The sequence below is a fragment of the Paraconexibacter sp. genome (assembly GCF_059438195.1).
Genome location: NZ_JBLKKY010000019.1, coordinates 14,816 through 29,235 on the forward strand (window position 1 = coordinate 14,816; position 14,420 = coordinate 29,235).

At 74.3% G+C, this 14,420-nt stretch carries 13 protein-coding genes; 6 read left to right on the plus strand and 7 right to left on the minus strand.

The genetic code is table 11. From position 1 onward, the window contains the following. Window positions 1–12: 12 nt before the first annotated feature. Window positions 13–873 carry a class I SAM-dependent methyltransferase gene (locus tag ACME2J_RS08815; protein WP_495544527.1) on the minus strand — a complete coding sequence of 287 codons (861 nt, stop codon included), beginning with the start codon at window positions 871–873 and terminating at the stop codon, window positions 13–15. A gap of 140 nt (window positions 874–1,013) precedes the next feature. Here ACME2J_RS08815 and ACME2J_RS08820 point away from each other — a divergent pair, with 140 nt between their 5' ends. Then, the gene (locus tag ACME2J_RS08820; RefSeq protein WP_495544528.1) at window positions 1,014–1,928 is read left to right on the plus strand and encodes an FkbM family methyltransferase; all 915 of its coding nucleotides are present in this window, start codon (window positions 1,014–1,016) and stop codon (window positions 1,926–1,928) included. Here ACME2J_RS08820 and ACME2J_RS08825 read toward each other — a convergent pair. From ACME2J_RS08825 to ACME2J_RS08835, 3 genes are all read right to left on the minus strand, one after another. Beyond that, window positions 1,918–3,372 (minus strand): O-antigen ligase family protein, encoded by a 1,455-nt coding sequence (locus ACME2J_RS08825; RefSeq protein WP_495544529.1) that lies wholly within the window; start codon window positions 3,370–3,372, stop codon window positions 1,918–1,920. The genes ACME2J_RS08820 and ACME2J_RS08825 overlap by 11 nt on opposite strands. 6 nt (window positions 3,373–3,378) lie before the next feature. Continuing rightward, the gene (locus tag ACME2J_RS08830) at window positions 3,379–4,917 is read right to left on the minus strand and encodes a tyrosine-protein kinase domain-containing protein (protein WP_495544530.1); all 1,539 of its coding nucleotides are present in this window, start codon (window positions 4,915–4,917) and stop codon (window positions 3,379–3,381) included. 161 nt (window positions 4,918–5,078) lie between these two features. Then, complete coding sequence (locus ACME2J_RS08835; protein WP_495544531.1) at window positions 5,079–6,218, minus strand: glycosyltransferase; 1,140 nt, start codon at window positions 6,216–6,218, stop codon at window positions 5,079–5,081. Between the two features lie 27 nt (window positions 6,219–6,245). Between ACME2J_RS08835 and ACME2J_RS08840 the strand changes: the two genes are divergently transcribed. From ACME2J_RS08840 to ACME2J_RS08850, 3 genes are read left to right on the plus strand one after another with little or no spacing between them, the layout of a single operon-like run. Then, window positions 6,246–7,634 (plus strand): phosphomannomutase/phosphoglucomutase, encoded by a 1,389-nt coding sequence (locus ACME2J_RS08840; protein WP_495544532.1) that lies wholly within the window; start codon window positions 6,246–6,248, stop codon window positions 7,632–7,634. A 7-nt stretch (window positions 7,635–7,641) separates the two neighbouring features. Next, window positions 7,642–8,229 (plus strand): acyltransferase, encoded by a 588-nt coding sequence (locus ACME2J_RS08845; protein ID WP_495544533.1) that lies wholly within the window; start codon window positions 7,642–7,644, stop codon window positions 8,227–8,229. After that, window positions 8,226–9,221 carry an MBL fold metallo-hydrolase gene (locus ACME2J_RS08850; protein WP_495544534.1) on the plus strand — a complete coding sequence of 332 codons (996 nt, stop codon included), beginning with the start codon at window positions 8,226–8,228 and terminating at the stop codon, window positions 9,219–9,221. Before ACME2J_RS08845 ends, ACME2J_RS08850 begins: the two co-directional genes overlap by 4 nt. Window positions 9,222–9,276: 55 nt before the next feature. Here the strand turns inward: ACME2J_RS08850 and ACME2J_RS08855 are convergent, their stop codons facing one another. After that, on the minus strand, window positions 9,277–9,720 hold the full coding sequence (locus ACME2J_RS08855; RefSeq protein ID WP_495544535.1) for an RpiB/LacA/LacB family sugar-phosphate isomerase: 444 nt from the start codon (window positions 9,718–9,720) through the stop codon (window positions 9,277–9,279). Between the two features lie 41 nt (window positions 9,721–9,761). Continuing rightward, the gene (locus tag ACME2J_RS08860; RefSeq protein WP_495544536.1) at window positions 9,762–11,279 is read right to left on the minus strand and encodes an oligosaccharide flippase family protein; all 1,518 of its coding nucleotides are present in this window, start codon (window positions 11,277–11,279) and stop codon (window positions 9,762–9,764) included. 43 nt (window positions 11,280–11,322) lie between these two features. Here ACME2J_RS08860 and ACME2J_RS08865 point away from each other — a divergent pair, with 43 nt between their 5' ends. After that, window positions 11,323–12,264: a glycosyltransferase gene (locus ACME2J_RS08865; protein ID WP_495544537.1), complete on the plus strand. Its 942-nt coding sequence runs from the start codon at window positions 11,323–11,325 to the stop codon at window positions 12,262–12,264. A 12-nt stretch (window positions 12,265–12,276) separates the two neighbouring features. On the opposite strand, the gene ACME2J_RS08870 is transcribed toward ACME2J_RS08865, so the two are convergent. After that, on the minus strand, window positions 12,277–12,702 hold the full coding sequence (locus ACME2J_RS08870) for a tetratricopeptide repeat protein (RefSeq protein WP_495544538.1): 426 nt from the start codon (window positions 12,700–12,702) through the stop codon (window positions 12,277–12,279). A 60-nt stretch (window positions 12,703–12,762) separates the two neighbouring features. Between ACME2J_RS08870 and ACME2J_RS08875 the strand changes: the two genes are divergently transcribed. Next, complete coding sequence (locus ACME2J_RS08875; protein ID WP_495544539.1) at window positions 12,763–14,382, plus strand: O-antigen ligase family protein; 1,620 nt, start codon at window positions 12,763–12,765, stop codon at window positions 14,380–14,382. The last annotated feature ends 38 nt before the right edge of the window (window positions 14,383–14,420 follow it).

Consider the following 14,420-nt stretch of genomic DNA (forward strand, 5'->3'; position numbering starts at 1 on the left):
GCGCCGGGCCGTTCAGCGGATGCCGTCGAGGAGGTAGTAGGCGGCGAGGTTCGCGTGCCCGCCGGTCTCCGCCCACTCCTCGTAGGCGAGGAAAGGCGCCCGGACGAGCGGCGAGAAGCGGAAGTACCACCCTCCGGTGAAGAGCGGCACGACCGCGTACTCCGACCAGGCCGAAGCCGCGACCCGCTCGAGCGCGGTCTGCCAGCACTGGTCGTAGCGCGCGGGGAAGACGGTGTCCGGCTCGCGGCCGAGGAGGCGCTGCATGACGCGCTTGGAGACGCCGTGCGGAAGCATCCGGTTGAGGACCGCGTGGACCGAGAAGCTGCCCGCGAGATAGCCCAGGAAGCGCCCTCCGGGGCGCTGATAGCGGCTGAGGTTGTGCAGCGCCTGCGGCACGGGCTTCACGTGCTCCATCGTGAGCCAGCTGAGGACGAGATCGAAGTCCCCGACGAGCGACTGCTCGAGCGTGCAGACGTCGCCGACCACGACGTCGTCGTAGCTCCCGGCGGGGGCCTTCTCGAGCTCATCGGCGTCGACGTCGAACCCCACGTAGACGCATCCGTCCGGCCTCTCGTCCGGCGGGACCATCGGACGGGCGCCCGCGCCGACGTCGAGCACCCTCACGCCCTCGACGAGGCTCTCCGCGAGCCGCGGGGCGAACGGGACCTGCCACGTGTCGGTCGCGTAGCGCGCAGGGAGCCGTCCCCGCGGGGACTCCGTCGCGGCCCGCACGATCCGCCGAGCACGTGAGCCCGCCGCCTCGTCCGGCGTCCAGACGCGGATGCCGAGCTCCGAAGCCATCTCGTGGAGCTCCTCCGGGCTTCGGCCCGCGGGGCCGTGGTGGGCGGGGATCGTCATCAGGTCGGGCGCCATGCGAGAGCGGCATCCTAGACGCGGTCCGGGCGGAGCTGCCGCAGCCCTTCCTGCATCCGACGGCGCACGACTCTAGAGTGCCGCGCGATGCTCCGGCCCGCGCCCCTCTGCGACCCGACGCCAGCCGCGGAGAACGCGGGGTGAGCGCCGCCCCTGCGAAGCGCGCGGTCATCGCCCTCCTCCGCCGCACTCCCCCGAGGTTCACGCGCCGGCTCCCGCGGGGTCCGCTGCGCTCACGGCTCCTCACGCTCCACAGCGAGGTCCTCCGGACGCACCCCCTCGCGTTCGACGACGCGGCGACGCCGTTCGGCTTCCACCTCGGCGGCACGACCGCCGACCTCCTGCAGCGCAACGTCTACCTCTTCGGCGTGTGGGAGCCCGGCATCAGCCGCTGGGTGACGGACCACCTGCGCGAGGGGGACGTCGTCGTCGACGTCGGCGCCAACGTCGGCTACCTGTCGATCCTCGCCGCGCAGCGCGTCGGCCCGCGAGGCGCCGTCATCTCGTTCGAGCCCGTGCCCTCGATCGTCCGCGCGCTCCGCGACAACCTCGCCCGCAACGACGTCGGCTGGGTCCGCGTCGAGCCCGTCATCGCCTCCGACACGACCGGTACGGCGGAGATCTTCCGCGGCGACCCCGGGAACCTCGGGCTGTCGGCGACCGCACCGGGCCGCGGTCGGGTCTCCGAGGGCCACGTCGACGTCGTCCGCGGCGCCGACCGCATCGACCAGGACCTGTGGTCGCGGGTGCGGCTCGTGAAGGTCGACACCGAGGGCGACGACCTCCGCGCGCTGCGCGGGCTCGAGCCCGTCCTCGCCGCGATGCCCTCGGGGTCCGCGGCGCTCGTCGAGATCACGCCGCAGGAGCTGCGCGAGCGCGGCTCGACCGCCGAGGAGATCGTCGAGCTCATGCGGGCGGCGGGATTCGAGCGGATGCTCGCGATCGAGAACCGCTACGACCTCGACTTCTACATCGACCAGCCGCCGGTGGAGCCGGCGGCGCTGCGCGCCGTGCCCGAGACCGGCCAGACGGACGTCGCCTTCGTCAAGCCTTGACGAGGGCCTCTTCGGTCGGCGCGAGATCCACGGCGTCGGGCGCCGTCGTCTCCGCGGACGCGTCGGCCGCCCGGGCCTCCCCGGTGCGGAGGGTGAGCGCACACGCGGCGCCGACGACGACGAAGAAGGCGGCGGACATCGGGGCGGCGCCGAGGGCGTAGTCGAGGATCCCGCTCACGAAGAAGCCGACGAGCGACGCCGCGAGCGCGTAGGCCATGCCGCCCGCGAGCGCCGGCGCGCGGAAGGCCCGGCGCAGCGACGTCCAGAGCGCGGCGAACATCGCGAGGAGCGCGGCGAGGCCGACGAGGCCGGTCTCGACGGCGACCGCGAACGTGAGGCTGTGCGGATGGGTCGCGACGCCCTGGCTGGAGAGGATGCCGTACTGCGACGTGTAGTAGCCGTACTCGTAGGCCCCCATCCCGAAGACGGGGCGGTCGGCGACCATCTCCGGCACCTTCTCCCAGAGGGTGAGGCGCGGGTTGTTCGGACCCGTCTCACGCACCTCGGTGAGCCGGTCGACGATCGCCCGGCTGTCGAAGATCTCCGATGTCGGGTTGCTCCCGACGAGGGCGAGCACGGCGAGGAGCGGCAGCCCGACGATCGCCGCACGCCGGAACGGCGCCCAGAACGCGAGGGTGATGAGAGCCGCGGCGAGGCCGATGAACGCGCCGCGCGAGACCGCGAGGGCCATGCCCACGAGGGCGAGGGAGACGCACGAGGCGCCGAGGATGCGCTCGGCGGTCGTCCCCCGGAGCGCGAAGACGAGCTGGATCGGGATCGTGAGCGCGAGGAGGATCCCGAGGATGTTCGGCGAGCCGAGGCCGCCCGTCGCCCGGTTGACGTCGCCCCCCTGGTAGACGACTCCGGTGAGCGGCTGCGGGTCGACGATCGCGAGCGCCCCGGCGATACCGCCGCAGACGGCGATCGCGAGCAGGAGCCGCCGCAGCTGCGGGAGCGTGGCGGAGTGCGCGATCGCGACGGCGACGAGGATGAACGTCCCCCAGGTGACGACCTGGCGCGCGACGAAGTCGGGCTCGGGCGCGAAGAGGAGGCCGACCGCGTTCGCGAGCCAGAGCGCGCCTGCGGCCGCGAGCGCCGGATGGCGCGGAAGCGTGACGGGTGACGTCGTCCCCCACCGCACGAGCCACCCGAGCGCGGCGAGGCCGAGCAGGGCCTGCGACGGGCCGACGATGGCCGGGAACAGGCCCTCGAGCGGGATCGCGAGGACGCCGACGACGATGACGTGCAGCGGCCAGAGGATCGCGCACGCGATCGCGGCGATCGCGCCGATGACGGCGATCGGGTACACCGGCGCGGTCGGCGCGACGGCGACGAGGAGGGCGGCGAAGAGGGCCGCCCCGACGCCGAGGACGGCGAAGACGCGGGTGTCCGTGCGGCGCGGCCTACGGCTCCCCGGGAGCGTGAGGATCCGCGGCCCCGCCATCCGGCCTCACCTCGCCGCGGCAGCGGGGCGCGGCTCGTACGCGTAGCCGCCCGCGTAGTACGTGCCGCTCTTCTGGTCGGCCGCGGTGAGGACGACGCCGATCGGCAGGTCCGGGAACGGCGAGAGCGCCGCCCGCGTCGCATCGGCGTCGTCGCGTGTCGTCTGGCCGAGACGGAGGCAGACGAGCACCGTGTCGACGAGCGGGAGCATCTGGAGCGTGTCGCTCACCGGGAGCAGCGGTGCGCTGTCGAGGATGACGAGGTCGTAGACCTGCCGCACCTCGGCGAGGAAGTCGCGGAAGCGCTCGGACTCGAGGAGCTCGGCGTGGTCCTGACGCGCCCGCCCCGCCGGGATGACGACGAGCTGGGGGCCGGTGCGCGCGGCGGCCCCGCCGGCCTCGACGGGACGCAGCACGTCGGCGGGTCCGGCGTCGCCGGCGAGGAAGTCCGAGAGTCCGGGCGTCGGCGCGATCCCGAGCCGGTCGGCGACCGTCGGGCGGCGCAGGTCGCAGTCGACGAAGAGCGTCCGGCGGCCGGTGATCGCCTCTGCCCACGCGAGCCCGGCCGACACCGTCGACTTGCCCTCCTCCGGGAGCGGGCTCGAGACGAGGACGACGTGGGCGCCCTCCTCGCCCCCCGTCCCGCGGAGGCGGTTCACGTTCGGTCTCAGGATCCGGAACGCCTCGACGTCCTCGTCGGTCGTGCGGTCCTTCCCCTCCGGCGCGAGCGGGGACTTCCCGAGGGCCGAGCTCCGGACGGCGCCGATGATCGGCGCCTCGAGGTGGCGCTGGACGTCCTCCTGCTCGCGGAGCTGGCGGTCGAAGGCCTGGCGGACGAACGTGAGGCCGGTCCCGAGCATGAGGCCGAGGATCCCGGCGAGGACCGCGTTGCGGACGGGCTTCGGCGAGGTCGGCGACTCGGGCACCTGCGCGCTGCGCACGATCTCGACCGGCTCGGCGAAGTCGGCGAGCGCGAGGAGCCGGGCGGACTGGTCCTCGTAGACGGCGCGGCGCCCGGCGTTGTCGGCGCCGCGGAGCCGCCGCGCGCGGCGGCGGGACTCCTTCGCCGCCGCCTCGTAGCGCTCGACGGTGCGCTCGGTCGCGTCCTCCCGGATGGTCCGGGCGAAGGCGTTGGCGATCTGCGCCGCCTTGAAGCCGGATGAGGCCTCGGCGGTGATCGTCACGAGGTTGCTCGAGACCTCGACGCGCGTCGAGATGGCGTCCTGGATGTCGGCGATCGACTGCCGCAGCCCGAGCGACTCGCGCACCTCCGCGACGACGTCCGGCCGCGTGATCCGCTCCGCCTGCGCCGCCGCCTCCTTGTCGGGCTGGAAGCTCGGGGCCGCCGGGACGCCGAGCGCCTGCAGCTCGGCGCTGTTGTCGTTGAAGCCGACGGTGGCCTCCGCGGTGTACTCGGCCTCGGTCGAGACCGAGAGAGCGATCGACGCGGCGACGGCGAGCCCGAACGTGATGAGGATGAGCCACGCGTTCCGCCGCAGGAGGGCGACGATGGCCGGCAGCGAGATCGTGGGTGAGGCGTCGTGCATGGTTGTGTTCTGTCGGCCGGCCTCGGAGGGGGCGGGCGAAGATAGCAGCGGGTGCGGCGCTCCGCGCCTCCCGAGCGGGCAGCAGAAGGCGAGAGTAGACGTTCCTCGCGAGGCGGGAGCCGGGTGCGAGCCCGCGCCCGGGCGCGTCGCGGCGGCCGAGGCTAGCGGCCCGCGGCGCCGAGGCCCTCGACGAACGCAGCGAGCGCCGCGTCGGCGGCGGCCCGCGGATGGGCGGCGGCGGTCGCGCGACCGCCCGCGACGAGTCGCTCCCTGAGATCCTCGTCGGAGGCGAGCCGCCGCACGGCGGCCGCGAGGGCGTCCGCGTCCCCGGCCGGGACGAGGAGCGCGTTCTCCTCGTCCCGGAGGTACTCGGCGGAGCCGCCCGTGCCCGTCGCGACGACCGGCCGGCCGACGGCCATCGCCTCGAGCGGGACGAGCCCGAACGGCTCGTCCCACGTCACGGGGAAGACGACGGCGTCCGCGGCGTCGTAGGCGGCGGCGACGTCGTCCGTGGCGCCGTCGAAGCGGACGCGCCCCGCGACGGCGAGCCGGTCGCCCTCCTCGGCGAGGCGCGCGAGCGTCGCCGCGTCCCCCGCCCCGGTCACGACGAGTGACGCCTCCGGGAGGGTGACGAGCGCGCGGATCGCGACCTCGATCCCCTTGCGGTCGTCGATCCGCCCGACGTAGGCGAGCCGCCCCGTCCAGGGCGGCGCAGGCGAGGGCGCGAGCCGCTCGAGGTCGACGCCGGGGTGATCGACGCGGCAACGGGCGCGTTCGATCTCGGGCCGCCGCGCGAGGACCCCCTCCATCACCCAGCGGCTGTTGAACGACCACGCGTCGACCGCCTCGAGCGGTGCCCGGCGGCCGCGGCGGCGCGCGATCCAGCCGTCGACGGTCGGTCCGTACACGGGCCAGGCGTCGTGGACGACGGCCCCGGAGGGGACCCCGGCGCGCCGGGGCTCCGCGAGCACGCCGAGGCTGAGGCCGCCCATCGACCACCAGACGACCGCGTCGACGCCCTCGGCGACGCGGTCCCGCACGAGGGAGCGGTTGTGACGCTCGATCGACCGCGCCTCGCGCCAGGTCGTCGGCGGGAAGTCGTGGTCGCGCCAGTACCAGCGCAGCGCGCGATCGACGCCGGGCTCGTCGGGCCGGGCGTCGTCGTGCAGGAGCGTCGACGTCGTGAGGACCGCGACCTCGTGCCCGCGTGCGCGCAGATGCGCCACCGTGTCGCGCCACACGAGCTCGTAGCCCCCGAGGTGGTGGGGCGGGTACATGTTCCCGACCGTGAGGACGCGCATTCCGGAGCGGAGCATAGGATCAAGGGCATGACCGCACCGGCTGCGATCTTCAAGGCCTATGACGTCCGCGGCCTCTACGGGGACGAGATCACCGGCGACGTCGCCGAGGCGATCGGCCGCGCCTTCGCGCGCGTCATCGCCGGCATGGAGGGCAAGGACATCCGCGACATCCGTCTCGGCCTCGGCCGGGACATGCGACTGACGGCGCCCGAGCTCGCCGGCCGCTACCGGGCCGGGATGACGGCCGAGGGCGCGAGCGTCCTCGACGCCGGGGAGGTCGGGACGGAGATGCTCTACCACCTCGTCGGCTCGCGGGACCTCGACGGCGGCCTCATGTGCACCGCGTCGCACAACCCGAAGGCCTACACCGGCGCGAAGCTCGTCCGCCGCGGCGCGATCGCCCTCTCGGGCGACGAGGGGATCCAGGAGATCCGCCACATGGTCGAGTCCGGCCTCGGCGACGCGCCGTCCGGCGAGCCCGGCAGCGTGGAGGAGGTCGACGTCTCCGCCGAGTTCCACGAGAAGGCGCTCTCGTTCATCGACCCCGCGAAGGTGAAGCCGCTGAAGGTCGTCGTCGACGGCGGCAACGGGATGGCGGGCCCGATGGTGGGCCCGATCCTCGAGCGCCTCCCCGTCGATCTCGTGGCGACGTACTGGACGCCGGACGGGGAGTTCCCCGACCACGAGCCGAACCCGCTGCTCGAGGAGAACCGGCGGTTCATCATCGACAAGGTGAAGGAGACCGGCGCCGACCTGGGCATCGCCTGGGACGGCGACGCCGACCGCTGCTTCTTCATCGACGACACCGGCGAGTTCGTCGACGGGGACTTCCTCACCGCGATCCTCGCCGAGCATCTCCTCGCGAAGGAGGAGTCCCACCCGCCCGAGGCGATCCTCTACGACGCCCGCGCGTCCCGCGCGGTCGCCGACACCGTGTCCCGCGCCGGCGGGACCGCGCACGTCAACCGCGTCGGGCACGCGTTCTTCAAGACGCGCATGAAGCGCGAGGGCTCGCTCTTCGGCGGCGAGGTCTCCGGCCACTACTACTTCCGCGACTTCTACTGCGCGGACTCCGGCACGATCCCCGCGCTCCTCATCCTCGAGAAGCTCTCGGTCGAGGGGAAGAAGATGAGCGAGCTCCTCGCCCCCTACCGCGAGCGCTACTTCATCAGCGGCGAGATCAACTCGACGGTCACCGACGCGGAGGGCCGCATGGCCGAGCTCGAGCGCGTCCACCGCGAGGCGGGCGCGCAGATCACGCACGTCGACGGGGTCTCGGTCGACTACGCCGACTGGCACTTCAACGTCCGCCCGTCGAACACCGAGCCCCTCCTGCGACTGTGCCTCGAGTCGCTCGTCTCCCGGCAGGACATGGAGCGCCGCCGTGACGAGGTCCTCGAGGTCATCCGCTCCTGAGGACGGCGTGCTCGCGCGGCTGCGTCACGAGCTCCTGCGCCGGAAGCACCTCCGGCACGTCAGGCCCGAGCGGTTCGGCTCGTTCGGCGAGGGCAGCTGGATCGTCCCTCCGCTCGTCGTCGTCGGGCCCGAGCACATCCACCTCGGCGACGACGTCTTCATCGACTCGCGGGCGTTCCTCTCCGTCGTCCCCGACCCGGAGGCCCGGTCGGCCGCGCTGCGCTTCGGGAACGGCACGCGCATCGGCCGCGACCTCGTCGTCGCCTGCGTCGAGGAGGTCACCTTCGGCGAGGAGGTCCTCGTCTCGGAGCGCGTCTTCGTCGGCGACAGCTCCCACGGCTATGCCGACGTCACCCGCCCGGTCATCCGTCAGCCGATGCAGCCCGGCCGTCCCGTGACGATCGGCGACGGGGCGTTCCTCGGGGTCGGCGCGTGCGTCCTCCCGGGCGTCAGGATCGGCGCCGGGGCCGTCGTCGGCGCGAACGCGGTCGTCACCGACGACGTCCCGGAGCACTGCGTCGTGGTCGGCAACCCCGCGCGCGCCATCCGGTTCTTCGACCGCGAGCGCGGCGAGTGGGCGGAGATCGGCGAGTGACCCTCGAGGAGCTCGCCGATCTCGGGATCCACCGCCTCTCGATCCCGACGCCGTTCGCGGTCGGCCGCGTGAACCTCTACCTCGTCGAGGACGAGCCCCTCACGCTCTTCGACACGGGCCCGAACTCCGGCCTCGCCCTCGACGAGCTCGAGCGCACCCTCGGCGCCCTCGGCCGGCGCGTCGAGGACCTCGAGCGCATCGTCGTCACGCACCAGCACATCGACCACATGGGGCTCGTGTCGATCCTCGCCCGGCGGTCGGGCGCGGAGGTGTGCGCGCTCGACGCCCTCGCCCCGTGGCTCGCGCGCTACGAGAACGCGATCGACGCCGACGACGCGTTCGCCGAGGAGCTCATGCGCCGCCACGGGATCGCCGAGGACGTCCGCTGGGCGCTGCGCTCCGTCACCCACTCGTTCCGCGCGTGGGGCGCCGCGTGCGAGGTGACGACCCCGCTCGCCGCCGGCTCGACGCTCGCGTTCGCCGGGCGCTCGCTCACGGTCCTCCACCGTCCGGGGCACAGCCCGTCGGACACGGTCTTCCACGACGCCGAGCGGCGCCTCCTCGTCGGCGGCGACCACCTCCTCGGCCGCATCAGCTCGAACGCGCTCATCTCCCGGCCGCTCGACGGGCCCGCCGACGCCGTCGAGCGGCCGCGGGCCCTGCTCGCCTACGCCGACTCGCTGCGCGCGACGCGCGCGATGGACCTCGACGTCGTCCTTCCGGGCCACGGCGACCTCGTCACCGACCACGTCTCGCTCATCGACGAGCGCCTGCGCCTGCAGGAGCGGCGCGCGCGCAAGATCGGCCGGCTCATCGCGCAGGAGCCGCGCACGGCCTACCAGCTCGCGCACGCGCTCTGGGGCAACGTCGCGGTGACGCAGGCCTACCTCACGCTGAGCGAGATCCTGGGCCACGCGGACGTGCTGCTCGCCGAGGGCACCATCCGCGAGGTCGAGGACGACCACCGCGTCGTCACGTTCCACCCCGCCTGACCATCCTTCGCTGACGAAGCTCACGCCGAGCGTGAGCTTCGTCAGGGACGATGGGTCAATCGCGCTCGATGGACGCGATGTGGGCGACGTTCGCCGCGTCGTCCTCGTCGCTGCTCGGCTCGCCGGCGAGCCACGCGTCGAGGATCTCCTCGAGCGCCGCCTCGCTCGTGAGCCGGAGGCTGAGCGCGAGCGCGTTCGCGTCGTTCCAGCGCCGCGCGCCGTCGGCGGTCGCCGCGTCCGCGCAGAGCGCCGCGCGCACCCCGTCGACCTTGTTCGCGGCGATCGAGGCGCCCGTGCCCGTCCAGCAGCACACGACCGCCTGGTCGGCACGCCCCTCGGCGACTGCCCGTGCGGCGGCCTCCGAGGCCCACGCCCAGTCGGGACGCTCGCCCTCGGCGAGCGCTCCGAAGGGGATCACCTCGTGGCCCTTCTCACGGAGGAGGCGCGGAACGGCGTCGGCGACGCCCGTCCGCTCGTCTGCGGCGACGGCGAAGACCATGCCCCGATCGTAGCCGCGCGGCGCGCCGAGGCGGCCCAGGCTCAGGCCGCGGCGAGCTGCTTCGACCTCAGGTAGCCGAGCGCCTCGCGGACGAGCGCCCGCTCGAGGACGAGCGTCGCGACGGCCGTGACGGCGGCGAAGAGCGCGACCTCGGCGAGCGCCGCCGCCCCGCCGTCGCCGGTCACCTCCGCCGCGCGGAGGGCGAGCACGAGCGCCGTCCCCGGCACCACCGGCGCCGTCGCGCGGACGACGAAGCGCGGGATCCGCAACGCCGGGCCGAACAGGCGGCGCAGATAGAGGAACCGGCAGGCGACGAGGACGAGGGTCTGCACGAGCGTGCCGATCGCGAAGCCCCGCAGCCCGTCGGCGAGGATGAGCGGCACGGTGATCGTCACGAAGGCGAGGACGGCGACGCCGTTGGCGATCGCGATCGGGCGGGTCGTCCCCCGCGCCCGGAAGTACGAGTCCCAGTTGAACGCGAGCTGACCGAAGGCGACCGTGATCCCGAAGAACTGGATGAGGATGATCGCCGGCTCCCACTTGTCGCCAAGGGCGTGCTGGACGAGCGCGTCGGCGAAGAGCGCCAGCCCGATCCCGAACGGCATCGCCCACATGAGCGCGAGCCGGTTCGCCTTCGTGAACGTCTCGAGGAGCAGCTCTGTCCGGTCGGCGACCGCGCAGATCGCCGGGTAGAGCGTCCCGGACACGATCTGGTCGACCCGGTCGGAGAACTGCGAGATCGAGGCCGCGAGCGTCACGGCGCCGGCCGCCGCGATCCCGAGGTGGACGGTCGTCACGAGGATCGAGCCCTGCGCGATGACGATCCCGCCGACGCTCGCCACGAGGAGCGGCCAGGAGAACGACGCGTAGGAGCGCAGCGTCCCGCGGTCGTACCGGATCGCGAGGCGGTACGGCGAGAACCCCACGGCGACGAGGGCCGCGGCCCAGGTGCCCGCGAGGACGCCGACGACGAACGCCCAGTACCCCGCGCCGGCGATCGCGAGGGCGAGCGAGACGACGAGGCCGATGACGGGGTCGACGGACTGCAGGAGACGCTGCTTGACGAAGTCCATCCGCCGGTAGTGGATCCACAGCGGCGCCTGGAGGGCGAGCGCGGGGACGAGCGCGCACATCGCGAGGCCCGGGGCGATGAGCTCGGAGCGGTCGAGAGCGAGCGCGAGGACCGGGACGACCGCCGCGAGCAGGAGCGTGAAGATCCCCGCGAACGCGAGCTCGAGCGTGAAGGCCTTCTGGAAGGCGACCTCCTGGTCCTCGTCGTCCTGCTGGATGTACTTGTCGCCGATCCCCGCCTGCTTCAGCCACAGGAGGGTCCCGAGCGAGACGAGGAGCACGCCCCAGATGCCGTAGTCCTCGGCGGTGAGGAAGCGGGCGAGGAGGAAGCCGCGCAGCAGTCCGAGCGCGGCGACCGAGACGAGGAAGACCGCGTTGACGATCGTGCCGCGAGCGGCGTGCTCGCGCACCGTGCGCCCCTTGAGCCGGAACCTCTGAGAGGGCGCATCCGCCTCGGGTGGCGGCGCGACGGGGGGCTCGGTGCTCACCTCGGCGACGCTAGCACCGCAGATCGGCCAGGATCCCCGCCGCATGCCCGCCGACGTCGCCGTCGCCGTCGTCTCCTACGAGACGCGGGACCTCCTGCTCGCCTGCCTCGACGCGCTCGAGCCGGACGTGCGCGCCGGACGGGCCGAGGTGTGGGTCGTCGACAACGGGTCGACCGACGGATCGGCCGCCGCCGCGCGGGAGCGCGCCCCGTGGGCGACCGTCCTCGAGCCGGGCGAGAACCTCGGGTTCGGCCCCGCGGTCAACCTCGTCGCCGCGCGCACCTCGGCGCCGTGGATCGTCGCCGCGAACGCCGACACCGCCCCGACGCCGGAGGCGCTCGCCGCGCTCCTCGCCGCCGGCCGTCGCCACCCCACCGCCGGCGCGCTCGGGCCGAAGCTCGTCCACCCCGACGGACGGCGCCAGCACACCGCCCACCCCTTCCCCACCGTCCCGCGCTCGCTCGCCTTCAACCTCGGGCTCCACCACGTCCTCCCCGGCCTCGGCCGCGCGCTCGCGATCGAAGGGCAGTGGGACGGCGTCAGCGAGCGGACGGTGGACTGGCTCCACGGCGCGTGGCTCCTCGTCCGCCGCACCGCGTGGGACGACGTCGGGGGCTTCGACGAGGCCCAGTGGCTCTTCGCGGAGGACCTCGACCTCGGGTGGCGGCTCCACGAGCGCGGGTGGAAGACCGTGTACGTCCCGAGCGCCGAGGTCGTCCATCACGTGAGCGCGGCGACGAGCGCCGCGTTCGGCGAGGAGCGGCTCGTCCGCGCCCAGGAGCGCGCCTACGCCTGGCTCCTGCGGCGGCGGGGCGCCGTCCGGACGCGCGCCGTCGCGCTCATCAACCTCGCGGGGGTCGAGGCGAGGATCGCCGCGCGGCGGCTGCGCCGGCGCGACGGGCACGGCCTCGCGACGCTGCGGCAGTGGCGCCGGGCCCACCGGACCGGCCTGCGGGCGGCCCGGCACCTGCGCGCCGTGCGGTGAACGCGCCGCAGGTCAGCCCGGGTCGGGGCCGCGGAAGCCCGCGGGAAGCGGCACGCGCGGATTGAGGGCGAGCACCCTGCTCATCTCCTCCTCGGCCTCCTCGAGCCGGCCGAGCCGGCGGAGGACGACCGCGCGGTCGTAGCGCAGCTCCCAGTCGTTCGGGGAGGCGTCGACCGCCCGCGAGATGTGACCGGCGGCGGCCTCGAGGTCGCCGAGGCCGAGGGCGGCGGCCGCAGCGACCCGCGCCGCCCGAGCGTCGATCGACGAGCCGGAGACGGCGGTCGCGTCGGCGAGCGCGTCCTGCGGGCGTCCGTCGACGAGGGCCTCGCGCGCGTCCGCGAGCCGAGACTCGTCGCGCCACTGCGCCGCGAGCCACACGCCGCCCGCGAGAGCGGCCACCGCGGCGAGGAGGCTGGCGAGTCGGCGCTGGCCGGGCACGGCGCCAGACTAGCCGCAACCGTCACGAGGGGGCGTCGGACGGGATAGCCTTCCGCGCCCGTGGAGGCCCCGACGACAGCCGCGCCGCCCGCGCGCACGCGCCCATCGGCCGCGCCGGACGGGCCGGGCGCCCTCATCCTCATCACGACGCTCCTACTCACCCTTCTCGTGGGCGTGCTCTGCGGGCTCGCGGTCCTCAGCGACGGCGGCTACTTCCCGGACGACTATCTCGGCGTCGGGGCGCTCGCCGCGCTCGGCGTGGCGGCCGGCCTCGCCGCGGGCCTCCTCGAGCACCGGCGACCGAGCCGTCCGGCGCTCGTCGCGCTGGCCGCGCTCGTCGGCCTCGCCGCATGGGGCGGGCTCTCCTCGGAGTGGTCACCGGATCCCGCAGCCGCCGAGCTGGGGCTCGCACGGGACGTGACGTACGCGGCCTTCCTCGCGCTCGCGGTCCTCGCGGTCACCGCGCGCCGTCGCCGCGGACTGCTCGTCGGGGTCGTCGCGTTCGTGCTCGTCGGGGCCTGCGTCCTCGCGCTCATCAGCCGGATGCAGCCCGACCTCATCGCGACCGACCCCGAGCTGCTCGCCTATGCGCAGGGCCGTCTGTCCCACCCGGTCGGCTACTGGAACGCCCTCGGCGCCGTGGCGGCGATGGCGGTTCTCGCCGCGGTCGGCATCGCGGCCGACCGGCGCTCGCACCTCGCCGTCAGGGGGCTCGCGGCCGCCGGCGGGACGATCGCCGGGTGCGTCCTCTACCTCACCCTGTCGCGGGCGTCGGGAATCGCCCTCGTCATCGCCCTGGGTGTCGTGCTCGCGCTCTCGCGGCGGCGCCTCGCTCTCGCGACATCAGCGACGCTCGTCCTCGTGGGCTCCGCGATCGCGGTCCTCATCGTCCGCACCGAGCCGATCCTCGTCGATGAGCCCGGGACGCTCGCCGCGCAGCAGGACGTCGGCGCGCCGATCCTCTTCCTCGTGCTCCTCGTGGCAGCCGGTGTGGGCGCCACGCAGGCGGCAGCTTCCCGCGTGCGCGTCCTCACGCGCCGGCAGCGGTACTCCGCCCGGGCACGCGCGCCGGGCCTCGTGAAGGCGGCGCCCGCGCTCCTCGTCGCGCTCCTCCTCGTCGGCGTCTACGCGGGATTCTCCGACCGGATCGAGGGCCGGGCGGCGAGCGGCACGTCCGCCCTCGGCGACTTCCTCGACCGCCAGTACTCGGAGTTCCTCGAGCCGAGCGGCGCCCTTCCGGCCGGCGAGGAGCGTCTCACGACGAGTCGCTCCTCCCGCTCCGAGGCCTACGAGGTCGCCTTCGATGCGATCGGCGACGACCCGCTGCGCGGTGACGGCGTCGGCGGCTACCGGATCCGCTGGATCCGGGACCGCGACGTCGCGGAGAACTTCCGCAACGCGCACTCCCTGCCGCTCGAGATCGCGAGCGAGAGGGGTCTCGTCGGGGGGGCGCTCCTCGCGATCCTCCTCGGGGCCCTCGTCCTCGGCGTCGGGCGCATCCGCCGACTCCGTCGCGACGTCTCGAACACCGTGCTGGCAGGGGCGGCCGGCGTCGTCTGCGTCTGGCTCGTCCACGCCGCCGTCGACTGGGACTGGCAGGTCGCGGCCGTCACGCTCCCGGCTCTCGCCTGCGGCGCGGTGCTCCTCGCCTCCGACGGCCGACCCGCCCGCGGAAGCTGACCGGCTCCCGCTCGGTGCAAACCCTGATTTCCGGGCGA